18 protein-coding genes are annotated in these 15410 nt (G+C 42.9%); 11 read left to right on the top strand and 7 right to left on the bottom strand.

All coding sequences use genetic code 11. The features are described 5' to 3' along the window. The first annotated feature begins 68 nt into the window (after window positions 1–68). The 3 genes from HP570_RS01800 (at window position 69) to HP570_RS01790 (ending at window position 2428) form a co-directional block, all read left to right on the top strand. The gene (locus tag HP570_RS01800; protein ID WP_015891615.1) at window positions 69–446 is read left to right on the top strand and encodes a PH domain-containing protein; all 378 of its coding nucleotides are present in this window, start codon (window positions 69–71) and stop codon (window positions 444–446) included. A 595-nt stretch (window positions 447–1041) separates the two neighbouring features. After that, the gene (locus HP570_RS01795) at window positions 1042–1440 is read left to right on the top strand and encodes a MerR family transcriptional regulator (RefSeq protein WP_173624731.1); all 399 of its coding nucleotides are present in this window, start codon (window positions 1042–1044) and stop codon (window positions 1438–1440) included. Further along, window positions 1430–2428 carry an SDR family NAD(P)-dependent oxidoreductase gene (locus HP570_RS01790; protein WP_254494975.1) on the top strand — a complete coding sequence of 333 codons (999 nt, stop codon included), beginning with the start codon at window positions 1430–1432 and terminating at the stop codon, window positions 2426–2428. The genes HP570_RS01795 and HP570_RS01790 overlap by 11 nt, the downstream gene beginning before the upstream one ends. Before the next feature lie 370 nt (window positions 2429–2798). On the opposite strand, the gene HP570_RS01785 is transcribed toward HP570_RS01790, so the two are convergent. Continuing rightward, window positions 2799–3437 (bottom strand): flavin reductase family protein, encoded by a 639-nt coding sequence (locus tag HP570_RS01785; protein ID WP_173624730.1) that lies wholly within the window; start codon window positions 3435–3437, stop codon window positions 2799–2801. A 490-nt stretch (window positions 3438–3927) separates the two neighbouring features. Between HP570_RS01785 and HP570_RS01780 the strand changes: the two genes are divergently transcribed. Next, entirely contained in the window at window positions 3928–4875 is a 948-nt protein-coding gene (locus HP570_RS01780; RefSeq protein WP_173624729.1) for an ABC transporter substrate-binding protein, read from the top strand. Window positions 4876–5083: 208 nt separating this feature from the next. Here the strand turns inward: HP570_RS01780 and HP570_RS01775 are convergent, their stop codons facing one another. The 3 genes from HP570_RS01775 to HP570_RS01765 all read right to left on the bottom strand — a co-directional run bounded on the left by HP570_RS01775 (window position 5084) and on the right by HP570_RS01765 (window position 6402). Continuing rightward, window positions 5084–5488: a hypothetical protein gene (locus HP570_RS01775; protein ID WP_173624728.1), complete on the bottom strand. Its 405-nt coding sequence runs from the start codon at window positions 5486–5488 to the stop codon at window positions 5084–5086. A gap of 437 nt (window positions 5489–5925) precedes the next feature. Then, window positions 5926–6012: a YjcZ family sporulation protein gene (locus HP570_RS01770; RefSeq protein ID WP_016743434.1), complete on the bottom strand. Its 87-nt coding sequence runs from the start codon at window positions 6010–6012 to the stop codon at window positions 5926–5928. 252 nt (window positions 6013–6264) lie between these two features. Further along, window positions 6265–6402, bottom strand: coding sequence for a hypothetical protein (locus HP570_RS01765; protein ID WP_155801098.1), 138 nt, complete (start codon window positions 6400–6402; stop codon window positions 6265–6267). Between the two features lie 533 nt (window positions 6403–6935). Between HP570_RS01765 and HP570_RS01760 the strand changes: the two genes are divergently transcribed. The 4 genes from HP570_RS01760 (at window position 6936) to HP570_RS01745 (ending at window position 9582) form a co-directional block, all read left to right on the top strand. Further along, on the top strand, window positions 6936–7442 hold the full coding sequence (locus HP570_RS01760) for a TetR/AcrR family transcriptional regulator (RefSeq protein WP_173624727.1): 507 nt from the start codon (window positions 6936–6938) through the stop codon (window positions 7440–7442). A 112-nt stretch (window positions 7443–7554) separates the two neighbouring features. Continuing rightward, a complete protein-coding gene (locus tag HP570_RS01755) occupies window positions 7555–8520 on the top strand; it encodes an SDR family NAD(P)-dependent oxidoreductase (RefSeq protein ID WP_173624726.1) in 966 nt (321 codons plus the stop codon). A 170-nt stretch (window positions 8521–8690) separates the two neighbouring features. Then, window positions 8691–9035: an ArsR/SmtB family transcription factor gene (locus tag HP570_RS01750; protein ID WP_087349026.1), complete on the top strand. Its 345-nt coding sequence runs from the start codon at window positions 8691–8693 to the stop codon at window positions 9033–9035. Window positions 9036–9066: 31 nt separating this feature from the next. Continuing rightward, window positions 9067–9582 carry an SRPBCC domain-containing protein gene (locus HP570_RS01745; protein ID WP_173624725.1) on the top strand — a complete coding sequence of 172 codons (516 nt, stop codon included), beginning with the start codon at window positions 9067–9069 and terminating at the stop codon, window positions 9580–9582. 61 nt (window positions 9583–9643) lie between these two features. On the opposite strand, the gene HP570_RS01740 is transcribed toward HP570_RS01745, so the two are convergent. Beyond that, entirely contained in the window at window positions 9644–10282 is a 639-nt protein-coding gene (locus HP570_RS01740) for a FusB/FusC family EF-G-binding protein (protein ID WP_173624724.1), read from the bottom strand. Between the two features lie 157 nt (window positions 10283–10439). After that, window positions 10440–10703, bottom strand: coding sequence for a CD3324 family protein (locus HP570_RS01735; RefSeq protein WP_007718970.1), 264 nt, complete (start codon window positions 10701–10703; stop codon window positions 10440–10442). A gap of 697 nt (window positions 10704–11400) precedes the next feature. Here HP570_RS01735 and HP570_RS01730 point away from each other — a divergent pair. Beyond that, a complete protein-coding gene (locus tag HP570_RS01730; RefSeq protein WP_015891603.1) occupies window positions 11401–12291 on the top strand; it encodes a GNAT family N-acetyltransferase in 891 nt (296 codons plus the stop codon). A gap of 277 nt (window positions 12292–12568) precedes the next feature. Here HP570_RS01730 and HP570_RS01725 read toward each other — a convergent pair whose 3' ends face one another. Beyond that, window positions 12569–13159, bottom strand: coding sequence for a TetR/AcrR family transcriptional regulator (locus HP570_RS01725; RefSeq protein WP_087349029.1), 591 nt, complete (start codon window positions 13157–13159; stop codon window positions 12569–12571). Window positions 13160–13500: 341 nt separating this feature from the next. On the opposite strand from HP570_RS01725, the gene HP570_RS01720 reads away from it, so the two are divergent. Beyond that, the gene (locus tag HP570_RS01720) at window positions 13501–14673 is read left to right on the top strand and encodes an MFS transporter (protein WP_173624723.1); all 1173 of its coding nucleotides are present in this window, start codon (window positions 13501–13503) and stop codon (window positions 14671–14673) included. 217 nt (window positions 14674–14890) lie between these two features. Then, window positions 14891–15364, top strand: coding sequence for a GNAT family N-acetyltransferase (locus HP570_RS01715; protein WP_142496699.1), 474 nt, complete (start codon window positions 14891–14893; stop codon window positions 15362–15364). The last annotated feature ends 46 nt before the right edge of the window (window positions 15365–15410 follow it).

Raw genomic sequence — 15410 nt, 5'->3', positions numbered from 1 at the left:
CTTCAGTAGGAATTTTAAGCTGCTTGTAGAATATGATTTATCAATTAGTTGAATAGGGGGACGTTAATGTGGGCTTATTAGATGGTCTAATGGGTAATGCTTCGGAAGTTAACATTGCAGAGGTTCAACAGGAGTATGCTCAAATCTTAGCGAACAATGAGAGAATAGAAAAGGCGTACAAATTAATTCGCGATATGTTCATCTTCACCAACAAGCGGTTAATATTAGTTGATAAGCAAGGTATTACTGGCAGAAAGATAGAGTACCATTCCATTCCTTATAAAAGTATTCATCATTTTAGCATTGAAACAGCCGGAAATTTTGACTTGGATGCGGAATTGAAAATTTGGGTTTCAGGAAGTGCAGTACCGATCCAAAAACAATTTAACAAAAACTTGAATATTTACCAGATACAGAGCGTATTGGCCGAGTACATTTTGGGTTAATTTCGCTTGATTAGAAGTCCTCATTCAAATGGAATGCCCCTGAAATGAATCGATTTCATAGAAGCATTATCAGCGGGCATTCTCTTGGGGATAAGGCGTACGACTTAGTCTGAGCTATTTTTTTGGCAAGAGAAGGTATGCATACTAATATATACTTGTAGTAAATATAGAGCTGATATCCTAATATATTAAAGACTACTTTTTTATTCACGTATTACTTCTTGTAACCCCCAATTTGCTTAAAGCAGTTGGGGGCTTTTTTTATCGAAGTGACCTACGAAGCTGCTCGAACAGGTAGATAAAGTTATCTGACGTCCTTTACATTTCGAACCTAAAGTATCTCTATAAAAAAATTTGTACATCATAAAAACCAATCTCAATTCTTTTGTACCATACATGACAAGCAAAATTGAATCTGTACATAAGTATCATGCTGTACAAAATAGTCTGTGTAAGCAGCTATTTTTGTACAGTTTTTTTAAAGTTCCTCCTTAATTCCCCATAAGAAAAAGAGCAAGGAAGACCTTGACTTGGAGCTTACTCCAAGGAGTAAGGTTATAACGCAAGAGAAAGTTGAGCAAGTAAGGAGGCATTCATGAACGAAGATCGGACGTATTCGATTTCCGAAGTTGCAGAGCAGACAGGGCTTTCTACGGATACCCTTCGTTATTACGAGAAAATCGGACTACTTGCTTCGCCGACGAGAGGCGGCGGACAAAAACGAATGTACGACGAGGGAGATATCGGTCGTATCCGTTTTTTGAACCATCTCAGAAGAACAGACATGCCACTGAAGAAAATCAAAGAGTACGTAGAGCACTACTCACTAAAAGACGATGCGCACTGTTATGCGTTGTTGGACGAGCACCGGGAGGCGATCGAGCAACGCATATCCGAATTGAGCGCAACCGCTGAAATCATTCGATACAAGCTCAAGCATTTTCAAGAGATCAAGGATGGGCATCAAATGGAGGGAAAAGAATATGAGGATTGAAGCAAACCAACGGATACCGCAACAACCGCTGCACACCGGTTACGGACCACGTACAACTGCCGAAGATATCATGCAAGGAGTAGATTTGGCCGGTAAGGTTGCCATTGTGACTGGCGGATATTCTGGTATTGGCTTGGAGGTATCGAGGGTACTCGCGAAGGCAGGCGCACAAGTAATCGTTCCTGCCCGTTCGCTGGACAAAGCCAAAGTTGCAATGGAGGCCGTTCCTGAAGCGGAACTAGGCGAGCTTGATCTTGCCGATCCGGACTCAATCGATGCCTTCGCCCACCAATTTGAGGAATCGGACCGCCCCCTTCATATTCTCGTGAACTGCGCAGGGATCATGGCTATACCTGAACAGCACGATCGCAGAGGATATGAACTGCAGTTTGCCACCAATCATTTGGGACACTTTCAACTGACATCACGGCTTTGGCCAGCTCTGAAACGAGCAAACGGCGCTCGAGTCGTTTCCGTTTCTTCAGGCGGTCATAGACTAGGTAGCATCCATTTCGAAGATCCGAATTATCTACACCGCGCTTACAACAAGTGGGAGGCGTATGGGCAATCCAAGACGGCTAACGCCCTATTTGCACTAGAACTGGATAAGCGGGGCAAGCCACACCATGTACGCGCGTTCTCCGTACACCCCGGTACCATCGTCACCGAACTCTCGCGTCATTTGTCCAATGAAGAATTAAGCGCTTCTGGGGTGATCGACATACAGGGACGGCGGGCGTTTAGCGAATTGACGGAGGAACGCAAAACCGTACCGGAAGGAGCAGCGACAATCGTCTGGTGCGCTGTAAGCAACCAACTCGACGGAAAAGGCGGCGTTTATTGCCAAAATATCGATATTGCTCCTTTGGTTCCGATAGATTCTGGTCATAGCCTTCAAAAGTCCAATCTTTGGGCCATTCTTTTATTACATCATCTCTATAACTTCGGGCAGCAATCGTGTATTTTTCTATTTGTTTTGACTCAGTGAAGTTCAAGAAATTGAAAACCCGTCCCTATTTTAAAGAGACGGGTTTTCTTCCTATCAGAGAGAATACTGATGAGTTCTTGAAACGCTAGTCTATGTGTGGACAGGGGGAGACTCCTAAATCATTTTAGGGAGCCCGCTTGATTCCGATTACAACGGTAGCATTGAGCTCGTCAGATATTGTCACCCGTGTAATAAGCCCTTAATGAGTGAAGATAGCGGCTGTCTCAGTATGTTCGGAGGCATACGCTACAATTCCAATTCCTAAGCCAATACGCCGCTTCATCTTATGAAGTTCAACTGTATTTTTCCAATGCTAACTTCTGGTAAAAATATTCGAAAAGAAAGGGCGCTCAAAAGCACCCAATGATGCTTAACTCGATTTACCAATGGAACCTGGAGAAGGCCCAAAAACTGGGGCTAATCTTGACGGGTGCACCTTGGGGCTAAGGCCAAAAAATTCGCAAAAGTTCATAATTAGTGGGCTCCACTTCTCAGGATCGATGTAGTTCTTCTCGCCAGTCATAAGGATTTGTTCATCAATATGAACGCGTATTATCTTCACTTCAATAGCTTTTAAAGAGCTGGGCAGTTCAAAATTATGGACCTGCTCTACGATTGCCTCTAATTGAACTGGACACTCAGCAACGCGTGGTGGACGAATTAGGTCCGAATCTTGGGGGGTGAGCCTAGCCGTTTTGAATTTATCTGGTTCAAATCGGTATCCCACATTAGCCTTACGCTCCGGGACAGGATTTCGCCCAGTAAGTAAAGCTAGTCGGTCTACCGCATGAGCAAGATCAGACGAAGGAAGATTTAAAACACATTCACGCTCACGCAATAAATTGGCAACGGTTTGAGATGAACTACTCATTCCAAGCATGCATGATTGATTCAGCCACCATGCAGAAGACATAGGTGCCAAGTTGACAGAATTGTCTTCATTTAATGTGCTGATGAGTACAACTGGCGTCCCAAAGTAAAGAATTTTTGGCTCAACTACCTTATGCATAATCGCGCTCCCTCCACTAAGAAAAGAAAGGTTATCATACTCGTCTCAGATAAGAGACCTAGTTTAAATTATAATCAGTATTCGTTTCGTTATTTTGCTGTTTCATTTCGATTGAACTTTACTCGAAATTACTTAAGAGAAGGGGAAGAGGGTAATACAGGGTTGCGTGATCAAGAACAGTTGAATCGGGCACGACGGCAGCTATGAACCAAAGTAGTTTTGCTACGATGACATTAAAAAGCAAGAGGATGCGGAGAAATTCCCAATCTGCAACATGCTTTTTATGTATCAACTTGGCCTTAGGTTGGAAGGGGCTGTCCTAAAAGTCGAGAGACAATGGGACAAGCTCTTTTTTATATATACACAAAAAATATAAAAATCATTGACATAAGAGTTCAAATATGTGATTATCTACTCTGTCACTTATAATGATAATCATTATCAAATGATATTTCACACTAAACACCACGTGACGAGGAGAAATGAGCACATGAAAAAAGGAACACAAATCGTACTGGCCTGCTTGGTCGCAGTAGTTACTGCCGTGTCGGCGGGTTGTGGAACCAGCCAAACGGCTACGGAAGCCCCGAAGAAGCCTGAGACACGCGTAGTCAAGCACCTGATGGGGGAAGTGACGATCCCAGCGGAACCAAAGAGAATTGCTGACGTATCGGGAGCAGCGGAGGAGCTTCTCATTTTGGGACACAAGCCGGTTGCTACGGCCAATACATACAAGACAAAAATCATGTCCCACGTAGCGGATAAGCTGACAGATGTAAAACCAGTTGGTTGGATGTGGGATGACTCCATCAATCTAGAAGCTGTGGTAGAAACAAAGCCAGACCTAATTATTATGAATAACCGCCAGCAAAAGATGTACGAGCAGCTGTCCAAAATCGCGCCGACTGTCGTTCTGGAGACAGACATGGACAAATGGCGTGATAAGTTTAAAGAAATCGGTCGCCTGTTTGGACAAGAAGAGGACGTGAACAAATGGCTGGCTGGATATGACGTGAAGACGAAAGAAATGCGTGAGCAACTCAAGCAAGCGTACGGCGACGAGACCTTTATGTTCCTGGCCGTAACGCCAAAATTGTTCCGTGTGTACGGGAACTATGGCTATGCAGATATCTTATTCACTGACCTCGGCCTAAAGCCGGCAGCTGGAACACCTACAGATAAAACAATGGAAATGATCGAGCTAGAAGGACTGACGAATTTTCAGGCAGACCATATGTTCCTCGTCAATTTCGGAGGGAAAGCAGATGATGTTTACGCAGAACTGAAGAATAGCCCAGTATGGAAAAGCAACAAGGCAGTTCAACAAGGCCATCTCTATGAGATTACCAATGAAACATTCAATACCAAAGCCTTTGGCCCAATTGGAAAGGAAATGCTCCTAGAGGAGATTGGTAACATGTTGCTGAAAAAGCAATAACCATGCAATCGACACAAAAGATAGGGCGATGAGGCGGATCACTATGACGGCTTTTTGAAATTCATGTTGGTTTCCTCTTTATTCATAGAAGGGGTAAACAACGTCAACGCTTGTAACACTCTTCAGAGGAAGGCTTACATGGAAGAGTGATGCAAAACGTTATAAAGCCCGTCTTCACTATCAAGACGGGCTAAAATCTATTCACGCTTTACTGAATCGTATAAGTAGCTACGATTACATTTTGATCCTGATAAGAATACGGCGCTTGAAATTGTACGTAGCGATACCCGTCCTCATCAGCCTTAATAATGATACCTGTCGTACCACTCCAAATCTGTTTATTTTGAGCATTATAAACGGTGTAATTAGCAAAGCTACCATTTGCACGGATACGGAGCTCCTGCCCTTTCTTGAGATAAATCGCTTCCTTTGGACTTAACTGCCCAGGAGTAAGGTAGTAATATTTGGTGAATGATTGTGTTTGTTTTTGTTGCTCAACGGAGACTGTGTTTGTTTCACTTTGTACGTGAGCACTAGTAGAAGCGGAAGCATATGCAGGTGCGCCAGAGAGGAGTAAAGCGAACAGTGAAATAGAGAGAAGCTGTTTTTTCATACCTAGAACACTCCTTTTGCTCAATTCTGACCAAATTCTAAATATATAAACCAAAGGTAATTATACTAAATTTCAATAAGATGGTAAATATTTACATTATGTAGCTTAACCTTTCATTTGATGACAATGACAGATGCAAAGCAAGTCGCAAGTGAAAAGCGTAAAATAAATAATACTCTAGAAGTATGTAGTCGCAAGTCGTTAGACTCCTGACATGAAGACGTTAAGCCGCTCGGAAAAGAACCGGGCGGCTCTTTTGGTGAAATGGTAGGTTTTGTCGTCTGACAGGGTGTCCTCAGCTATCCTCTCCATAATACTAATCCTCTTTCTACGAAAGCGTATCGTGGGAGGATTGGACAAAGAAGGGCTCAAAGCTCAATGATTTCGAAGAGGGAGGAAGAGGGCAGCTTAGCCGCCCATAACATTGGACAGGTATATTAGCACTCATCACAACTGCAAGCAACAATTGTTAATAAAACGAAAAGAACCAAGACCAAAGCAAAATTGTCGTCAAAGAATCCCATCGATATCACCCCTTTGAAAAGTATGAGGAAGAACCTCAAACTCAAGCTATGCAAATTGCGGAGCTATGTAAGGGCGATATCACAGTAGGCGAAAAATTTGGGCATATAACAAACAGTTACCTGTCATGTCCAACCGCTCAAAAATGTCAAATCAACCGGGGATATACGACAAAAAAAGGCTATCCCCTAGCCCTATTTATGGCATTTGGGACAGCCTTGTTGGTATGATTTTGTCGAGGGTAAGTATTGGCGTTAAACGCTATAGGTTGGCCATCCGCAATACCCGTCAACTTCACAAGGTATACGTTGTTCTTTTGCGCTGCTAACACTAGGAAATGAAAGTGATAGAAATAATGCAGCAGCAATACCAAACAGAGCAATTTTTTTCATAAATCTTCCCCCTCACAAGTTTCATTTTTCAAAAAGTATACGACCGGGAACAACATATATTTCGAAAATAAATCGAGTAGCTGGTGAGCTAGAAAAGTTGACGCGAAAAGACCATCCCTCTGCCACGCACATAGCTGTTGGGACGGCCTTTATTTACTATCTAACATTAGTTGGCGCACAGGCAATTTTTACCTGCTGGTATGCATCCCCGAGGGCATGGAATGATTGAGTTAGCACCCATTTTTTGAAGTAGTTTCTTCAACATTGTTATTCACCTCCTTAAATGGAAGAATATAACTTTCATTTCAATGATAGCACACACAAACTCAATTTAATATATAAAATATGGAAAATTCGGAAAAATGTAATCTACCGTAAAGTAAATTATCAACATTCCAGTCATTCTGGCCCATCATCAATCGCGAAGTTCATGGCAAGCCTGTATGGGAGTGTTGCACGTCATTTGAAACCCACCACAAACTGACGTATAATCAGGTATTATTGATGAGTCACTAAAAGGAGACGATTTAGAAATGGCGTCGGTCAATCGTAAAACGGAAATCATTTCTGCTGCCATTGAAGTCTTTGCTGAAACCGGATATTTCCGGGCAACGACAGCGCAAGTGGCAGAGCGTGCAAAGATTTCTCAGCCATATATTTTCAAGTTTTTTGCATCGAAGGAAGCTTTGTTACTGGCAGCATTAGAGGCATCGTGGGAGCGGATCATTGACTCTTTCCGTCTCGTTGTGGAGTCCGCATCCAAAGAGCAATTGGAAACAGATTTAATTAAGGCATATGAAAAGATTTTGGCTTCGCATCAAAATGAAATACTGCTTCAAATGCAAGCCCAGACGATTCCAGAGCCTTCGATTCGAGAGGCAATGCGCGAAGCATTTCGAGGGGTTCGCCAGATCGTCCTAACAGCTTTTCGTGAAGCGGGCATCGAGAATCCGGAAGAGAGAACGCTTATTTTCCTGGCAAGAGGAATGCTGTGTAATATTTCAGTAGCTTTGGACATGCCAGAATTGATGGAGGAATAACGGAGGGAAAATTGAGATAATTAGTTATTGACTAATCACTAACTAAAGCGTTATTCTTCAAATGAGTTAGTGATTAATCAATCACAAAATAAAACAAGTGGAGATGATCCGAATGAATAAAGCGATTGTAGTCGGGGCAACAGGCGGAACGGGAGCGGCAATTTTGACAGAGCTGATCAATCGAGGGATTGAAACGATTGCTTTTGGGCGTTCTCTACAAAAGCTAGAGCAAATGGCGTCAGAATTGGGGAATCCAGCACATTTGTCATTAGCAGTCGGGGATGCATTCCGGTCTCCAGACATCGTAGCAGCATCGGAAGGAGCGGATGTACTATTTCATTGTGCAAACGTTCCTTATCACGAGATGGTGAATAAGCTGATCCCACTTGGCGAAGCGATCATGGAAGCCGCCAACAAGAGAGGAATGAAAGTTGTTGCGGTAGACGGCATCTATCCATACGGAAGAAAGCAGATGGAACCAGTGACGGAGGAGCATCCAAAGCAACCGCATACGAAGAAAGGAAAAATCAGGTTGGCATTTGAACAGATGCTGTTTAGCAATCGCTGGGATCATAATCGAACGATGATTGTCAGACTACCGGATTATTACGGACCTACTGCTAACCAAGCATCGTATTTAGGGTCCACACTGGAGGCAATTGCCGCTGGAAAACCTGGGATTTTTATTGGGAATATGCGTGTTCCTCGCGAGTTTGTTTATTTGCCTGATGCAGCAAAGATGATTGTAGAGTTGGCCTGCCGCGAGTTTGCTTATGGACAAAATTGGCACATTCCAGGTGGAGGCATCATTTCCGGTCGAGACATTGTGCGAATTGCTCAAAAAGCAAGTGGCACCGTGAAGCCTGTCATTCCTCTTGGGAAAATGGGTTTGTCTTTGCTGGGGATGTTCGTCCCGGTGATGAAGGAGGTTGTCGAGATGCTGTACTTAACCGAAAAACCGTTGATTCTTAGTGGAGAAAAATATAAACGGCTTATTGGGCCGATTCCTGCGACGAATTTCGAGGAGGGTATAACGGCAACGATCCAACATTTGCAGAATCGTACTTCTATGAAATAAATAATAGCAATCAGTTATTGATTAATCACTTACAATGATCCGTCGGAAATTCTTTAAATATTCCTTTACAGGAATATTCCCTTTGGTGTATATTTTACCTAACAAAGATCACAATAACGCTGAAGGGGTTGAGATGAACGTAGAATCCATCATGTAACGAGGTGAGTGACATGTCAGGGATGAATCCGGGCATGGACATGGCGACGCTGAGTGCTTTGGCTGAACCAAATCGTATGAAAATCGTCGAACTTTTGCGCGACGGTCCTCTGACAGTAGGGGAAATTGCTGACCAACTGGGGCTTCGCCAGCCCCAAGCCTCGAAGCATTTGAAGGTGCTTAGTGACAATGGGATCGTGGATGTGAAGGCCGAAGCCAACCGCCGATTTTACAAGCTCAGGCCCGAGCCCTTCCGAGCGTTGGATTTTTGGGTGAGGTCATTCCAGCGTGTTATGGAAGAGCGATTCGATAACCTGGAAGACTATTTGCGGGAACTGCAAAACAAGGAAAAAGCTTGAGATCCATTCAAAAGAATGAGGAGGAATTACTATGTCAAGAAACGCAATGGTTTCAAGGGTAGAGAACGAGCGAGTGCTGGTACTGGAGCGTGTATTCGACGCGCCCAGAGATCTCGTGTTCCAGATGTTTAAGGAGTCTGAGCATCTCAAGCGTTGGTGGGGACCGAAAGGGTGGGAACTCCCGGTTTGTCATGTTGATTTCCGCCCAGGTGGTGTTTGGCACTACTGCATGAAGTGCGTCGATAAGAATCAAGGAGATTTTTACGGCATGGAATCTTGGGGCAAAGGTGTTTATAAGGAAATAGTTGAGCCCGAGAAAATCATCTATACCGATTACTTTTCAGATGCAGAAGGCAACACAAACGATGCGATGCCATCAACAGAGGTTATGATGGAATTCATCGATTTGGGTGGCAAGACGAAGCTGGTCAGCCGTTCAGAGTATGTATCTGCGGAAGCTCTCAAAACTGTCATGGACATGGGTATGCTGGAGGGCATCACCCAAACGTGGGATCGTTTGGAAGAGAGTCTGAACGAGATCAAGTAAGCGAAATAGGAAAGGCCGCCTGGTATGAAGACCCGGCGGCTTTTTCTTTTTAGTAGCAGATTTATTTCACCATTAGCGCAATAAAATCGTTTAGCTTATCCAGCGAAATGATATTTTGATTGCATGACATGCTGTCTTGGCAAATGTAGTTTCCTTTTTTCAAATACGTTCCATCCCCGGAACCTTTGGCTTCAAGGATGAACATGCCGATCTCCTCAAAGCGATTACAGAGCGCACAAACGCCTTTTTTGTTTACATTTGTAAACTGTCCGTGTATGCCAATCAGTTTTCCTTCGTGGTAAGCAACAATAAATTTCTTTTCCGTCGCAGTGTCTAGCCAGCTCAGATAAGAGATTTCTGAAAAATCGATCTCAGCTAAATTCGATACCTTTAGCTTCTTTACTTTTGGAAAGAGCTTCTTAATGGAAGATTCTGTGATAGCAGGGAATGGAATTACAAACGGTGAAAGCTGATTCAAAAACTGCTTTCCTTCTGCCTTTTCTTTTATCGAGTCAATCGGATGCAAAATCTCTTTTTGTTCTTCCGTCATGTTTGGGAACAATTGAAAGACTTCTTCATGAGCGATTTCTTTTCGAGCACGAATCACGTTGACATCTGTACTGGTCGCATAGGCGTTCATGATTGCTTGAACGCGTGATTTAATGAAGTGATATTGATGCGTATGGATAAAAGGTTCCATGTTGCGGTTCCTCCTGTTTCTGTCTTGTAAGGTGGGTTCTTCTTTAACTTTAGCGTGTTTGCAGGTGAGGAGAAAGGGAAAGGACATTTCCAAAAAAAACTCGCCATAAAAAAGCACTGACAACCTAATGAAAAGGTCTTCAGTGCTTTATAAACGTCTATTTGGTATACACGATTTTTTTAATCGTCTCTGTAGACAAAAAGTATTCCTCCGCTAACTGAGAAATAGCCGTCCCGGCCCGAAAACTGCTTTTAATAGCTGTATTCCGCTCATCCAGGAGTTTTCTTCCGCCAGTGCGCGTCCCCCATTTTTGATGGGTTACTTTTGTCTTCGGAATATAAATGGTTTCTCCTTGCACGTACTTTTGAATTTCCGCGAGTAACGATTCAGGAAGGATTAAATTTGCTTTCACACATTTCATTTCTGCTCGCTCCTTATTTATAGATAGGCAAATAAGGGGCAAAGCCAAGAAATAGGAAATGAGATACGCAAATGAAGGCGATGATTCGTTTAAACGGAAGACCACCTCATGCAAAGTATCGCCTCACTATTTCTAGGCTTTGCATGAGCCGCTGCGGTATGTGGCAAATTGAGAGCATTCGCCATTGGTACACCCCCCTCGAGGTCCATTTTGGAAACGGTGTCCCCCTTGTTTGAAAGGGGGTATTTGAATTATATAAGAAAATGGCTTTTTTGTATAACGATACTTACAAAAATGTGAGTGGATTTTGAATGTTCATTTACAACCTTTTGAAAGTCAAATATAGTAATGGTATCGAATGTGAAAAGAGGTTTTGATTGAGTATGATGAAACTGATAATCGCTAAGTAAAATTCGAATGAATTTTATATGGGAAAAGGTTAAATGAAGGGCGTGCCCTTGGTTTCTTTTTTATTCCTTTTTTCAAAAGCGATTAGAAGGCATTATATCTCATTCAAACAAATTTCACGTTTGTGCATGATATCTATTCAGTTCGGGATAAGTATCTTCATCACAACGATAAATTTGACCATGAGAAGAGAATTCTTCTTGTGGTCTTTTTTATTTGGAAAGAAGGGATTGCGAAAAAGGAATGGATGAGGACAAACCGCACAAAAAATAGAACGGGAGGTTTTTATATGCGTGAATATCGATTGATTAGTGACTACAAGCATATCGAAACATACAAGGAAAGCTTTAATGACCTCGCCAAGCAGATCTTTCAGCTCGATTTTAGAGAATGGGATAACAAGGGCTTTTGGAATGACAACTATGTCTGCTATTCCTATTTGGATGGGGATCAGGTTATTGCGAACGCTTCTGCCAGTAAGATGATCGTGACATCCAATGGAAAAGACTACAAGGCACTTCAGATCGGAACGGTCATGACGCATCCTGCCTATCGCAACCAGGGGCTGGCAGCGAAATTGATGAACCATATTCTTGAAATATGCGAGAAGGAATACGATTTTATCTATTTGTATGCCAATGATACCGTGCTCGATTTTTATCCGAAGTTTGGATTTGAGAGAGTACCTGAAAGTAGTTTTCGTTTATTGGCAACCGATTTGAAAAAGCACGTGGAACAAAAATCGGTCTTGCGTAAGCTGGATGTTGATAATGAGGCTGATTTTGATATTATGAAGGAATTTGCTGCGAAAAGAATCCCCGTTTCAACGAGACTAGGCATCAAAGATAGCGAGCATCTGTTGATGTTTTACTTTTTGCTTGTTTTTCGGGATGCGATCTATTATCTCGAAGAGGCGGATGTGATTGTCTTATTTGAACGAGAAGATGGACAACTGCATGTATTTGATGTTGTAAGTAAAAAACCAGTTGATATAGAAATGGTCATTTCTCATTTGATAACCGCTGAGACAACGATCATTCATTTTCACTTTATGCCGGATAGTGAGAATGAAAAGATCCAATCTGCATGGATGACAACAACCGATGATGTCTTATTTGTTCGCCCCTCGTTAAAAATGGAGACAGAACATTTTCGTTTTCCGCTTACTTCCCACGCATAAAAGGTTTGAAAAGACACAGTAGGTGAAACAGTAAAATAGCTTCGTGCCATCGGGGGTTGCCGAAAAATGATCAAATGTGATTATCACAATATATGAGTTATGTGCTACCAGTTTATAAAGACTGGTAGTTTTTTAATCCCCCTTCTGAAGGGTGGATGTACAAATGATGGTCACATCAAGTCGACGATCGGGAAGGATGATCAACAGATTGAGGCCAGATCGTCGTACAGCACACAAGAATGGCGGGATGATTCATTGTGATACACAACAAAAGGACCTATCCCAGCAGTTCTTTGGCTCCGTTCATGACTAAGGGCAAAGACTGTTTAACGAATGATTCCGCACTTATTAGACGCCCCTCATTGTTCCAAACGTAAGCCGCCCCATACATTCCCCAACTTAACATGACAGAAGCTGTATTTATTAAGAATTGCTGGTTTGGAGTCGATAGCATCTTGTCTTTGTCTATAAAGGAAAGAAGTATCGTTTGAATTTTTTCCTTTATTTGAATTTCGAATACAGGTACAAGCGATGTATTTCTTCTTTTGCACATAGTGCTTAGACCCATGTGAAATTCACATACCCCGAGAAAAATACTCTGAATTGTTTCTTCATTCAATACTTCGTGACCGCTTATTCTACGATTCATGATTGTCATAAATGATTCCATTAGTCTGGCCTCAAGAATTTCGAATTTATCTACAAAGTGCGCATAAAAAGTCGCTCTGTTAACAGTAGCCCGCTCTGCAATATCCCTAACGGTTATCGATTCAAAGTCTTTTTCTTGAATTAATGAAGCAAAAGCGTCTTGAAGGAGTCGCCGTGTACGTATCACACGAGGATCAGCTTCATTCTTTTTAATGGTCATGGTTAAGATCTCCCCAGTAAAACGACATTATAGAAATGGTGTTGTCTATACAACGGTTTATGGTTATTGCTGATTGCGTACCATTCGGTTGCTATTATAGCATACAAATACAACAAGTGTTGTTCAAGCAACTGGTGTTGTATTGACACAAAATGCTGAATGCCATTTTTTCAAAAGGAGGAGAGAACCATGTCGGTTTGTAACTATGATCCCGAGATCAAGATTTCGCGGGAGGAATAGACCGAAACATTACGGCAAGCTCCGCGCTGGCTCCTTTAGCTGCTGACATGCAGCCGTGGCGTTTTTTCGTAGTGATATAAAACACATCAGGAGTGTGAATGATGAAGAGCACTTGGAAAGTTTACGTTCTAGCCTTGATCAGTTTTTTAGTTGGAACATCCAATTACATCGTTTCCGGAATATTAGACCGAATTGCAGAAACATTGGGAACTAACGTTGCGGTAGCAGGTCAGCTCATTACGGTTTATTCCCTGGCCTATGCGGTCGGCACTCCTATTTTGATGGCGCTGACGGCCAAAATGGACCGGCTTAAGCTCCTACTTTATTCGCTGGGCCTCTTTATTGCCGCAAACCTGCTGACATTTATAATGTCTGACTTTGGTTTCTTCATTACCGCGAGAATCATTACGGCGTTAGGCGCCGGGGTGGTCACAGTTAACGCGCTCAGTATCGCCGCCAAAATCGCTCCGCCAGGTAAGCAGGCCAGCGCCATCGCGAACGTCACCATGGGCATTACCGCATCGCTCATCATCGGCGTCCCGCTGGGCAGAATGATAGCCTCTGCTTTTGGCTGGAAAGCGGTATTTCTGGCCATCGCGATTGTCGGGGGCTTGGCCATGCTTGTCATTGCTGCAGTTATACCACGTATGCAGGGCGACAAGCCTATCCCTCTGATTAAACAATTTGCTTTGTTAAAAAAACCTCAGGTTTTGGTTGCTTTAGCGATTACTTTTTTCTGGTTGGGAGGATATTCCCTCGTCTATACTTACTTATCCCCTTTTCTGCTAGAGGTAACTCATTTACATGAATCATTGATTAGCGCAGCTCTGTTCGTGTTCGGCGTTGCCAGTTTGATTGGCTCGAAAGTCGGCGGCTACAGTGCGGATAAACGGGGCATCAAATACACGCTCGTTTCTGGGATGGTGCTTCACGTCATTTCGTTGATTTTGCTATCTTTAGTCGGACAGTCGGTCATTGCCGTATTCGCCATTTTGATCCTCTGGTCTTTTGCCGCATGGTCATCTGCTCCCGCGCAGCAATTTAACCTAGTTTCGCTTGTTCCTGAATCCACGGGCGTCATGCTGAGCTTGAACAGTTCCATGATGCAGCTTGCCATGGCAGTCGGCGCAGGAATTGGCGGGCTGATCGTTAACCGTGTTTCTTTAGCATCCATTACCTGGTTCGGCGTACTCGGCGTACTCATCTCCATCATTGCTGTGTTTGTATTGTCCAGAATGGCATCACGGCATTCGGTGGTTCAATCAGTGGAGTAAGGTGATCTTTCAGTTCTTTACAAAAAAGCAGACCGCAAATGAACGGCCCCCCAATTGTTGGACGCAACAATGCGGTGTGGTTGTTAAGGCAACGAAAAGTACATATCCATGTAGATAAATGAACGTAAACTATCGGGGGAACGATGCTACAATAAATAAACGAGACGCGGCTGCCGGCATGATTCGGTAGCCACGTTATACTCTAGGGGGAGTTTCCATGCTACTTCGAAGATTTCATGAGACGGATATTGACCAGATCATCACTTTATTTTATGAGACCGTGCATACCATAAATAAGCAAGATTACACGCAAGAACAAGTAAATGCTTGGGCTTCCCTAGCGGATTTGAAGCAGAGGAAAGAGGTCTGGTTGAAAGCTCTAACGAGTAATATTTCCTATGTTGCTGAAATGAATGGTTATATCGTGGGCTTTTCTGACATGAGTGTACAAGGTTACCTGGATAGACTATTTGTTCATAAAGAGCATCAGGGGCAAGGAATTGCTTCAGCATTGGTAGACACACTTGAATCTGAAGCCAAAAAATTAGGTCTAATCGAAATAGAAACCGATTCGAGTATTACCGCTAGACCCTTTTTTGAAAGAAAAGGGTACATCGTAGTAAAATCGCAAATCGTTGAACGCAATAGCACTAAGCTGATGAATTTTAGAATGAAGAAAAGTTTATGCTAACGAGAGACGAAAGCTGAATACAAAAAAACAAAAAAGTCGGTAATCC

Origin of the sequence: Brevibacillus sp. RS1.1 (assembly GCF_013284365.1) — a bacterium.
GTDB lineage: Bacteria > Bacillota > Bacilli > Brevibacillales > Brevibacillaceae > Brevibacillus > Brevibacillus brevis_D.
This window is presented reverse-complemented; position numbering and strand designations above follow the sequence as displayed.

Coding starts and splice junctions, on each gene's coding strand:
- HP570_RS01795 (WP_173624731.1), top strand. CDS start 1,042: ATGAACGAAGATCGGACGTATTCGATTTCCGAAGTTGCAGAGCAGACA.
- HP570_RS01790 (WP_254494975.1), top strand. CDS start 1,430: ATGAGGATTGAAGCAAACCAACGGATACCGCAACAACCGCTGCACACC.
- HP570_RS01785 (WP_173624730.1), bottom strand. CDS start 3,437: ATGCATAAGGTAGTTGAGCCAAAAATTCTTTACTTTGGGACGCCAGTT.
- HP570_RS01780 (WP_173624729.1), top strand. CDS start 3,928: ATGAAAAAAGGAACACAAATCGTACTGGCCTGCTTGGTCGCAGTAGTT.
- HP570_RS01775 (WP_173624728.1), bottom strand. CDS start 5,488: ATGAAAAAACAGCTTCTCTCTATTTCACTGTTCGCTTTACTCCTCTCT.
- HP570_RS01770 (WP_016743434.1), bottom strand. CDS start 6,012: ATGGGATTCTTTGACGACAATTTTGCTTTGGTCTTGGTTCTTTTCGTT.
- HP570_RS01765 (WP_155801098.1), bottom strand. CDS start 6,402: ATGAAAAAAATTGCTCTGTTTGGTATTGCTGCTGCATTATTTCTATCA.
- HP570_RS01760 (WP_173624727.1), top strand. CDS start 6,936: ATGGCGTCGGTCAATCGTAAAACGGAAATCATTTCTGCTGCCATTGAA.
- HP570_RS01755 (WP_173624726.1), top strand. CDS start 7,555: ATGAATAAAGCGATTGTAGTCGGGGCAACAGGCGGAACGGGAGCGGCA.
- HP570_RS01750 (WP_087349026.1), top strand. CDS start 8,691: ATGTCAGGGATGAATCCGGGCATGGACATGGCGACGCTGAGTGCTTTG.
- HP570_RS01745 (WP_173624725.1), top strand. CDS start 9,067: ATGTCAAGAAACGCAATGGTTTCAAGGGTAGAGAACGAGCGAGTGCTG.
- HP570_RS01740 (WP_173624724.1), bottom strand. CDS start 10,282: ATGGAACCTTTTATCCATACGCATCAATATCACTTCATTAAATCACGC.
- HP570_RS01735 (WP_007718970.1), bottom strand. CDS start 10,703: ATGAAATGTGTGAAAGCAAATTTAATCCTTCCTGAATCGTTACTCGCG.
- HP570_RS01730 (WP_015891603.1), top strand. CDS start 11,401: ATGCGTGAATATCGATTGATTAGTGACTACAAGCATATCGAAACATAC.
- HP570_RS01725 (WP_087349029.1), bottom strand. CDS start 13,159: ATGACCATTAAAAAGAATGAAGCTGATCCTCGTGTGATACGTACACGG.
- HP570_RS01720 (WP_173624723.1), top strand. CDS start 13,501: ATGAAGAGCACTTGGAAAGTTTACGTTCTAGCCTTGATCAGTTTTTTA.
- HP570_RS01715 (WP_142496699.1), top strand. CDS start 14,891: ATGCTACTTCGAAGATTTCATGAGACGGATATTGACCAGATCATCACT.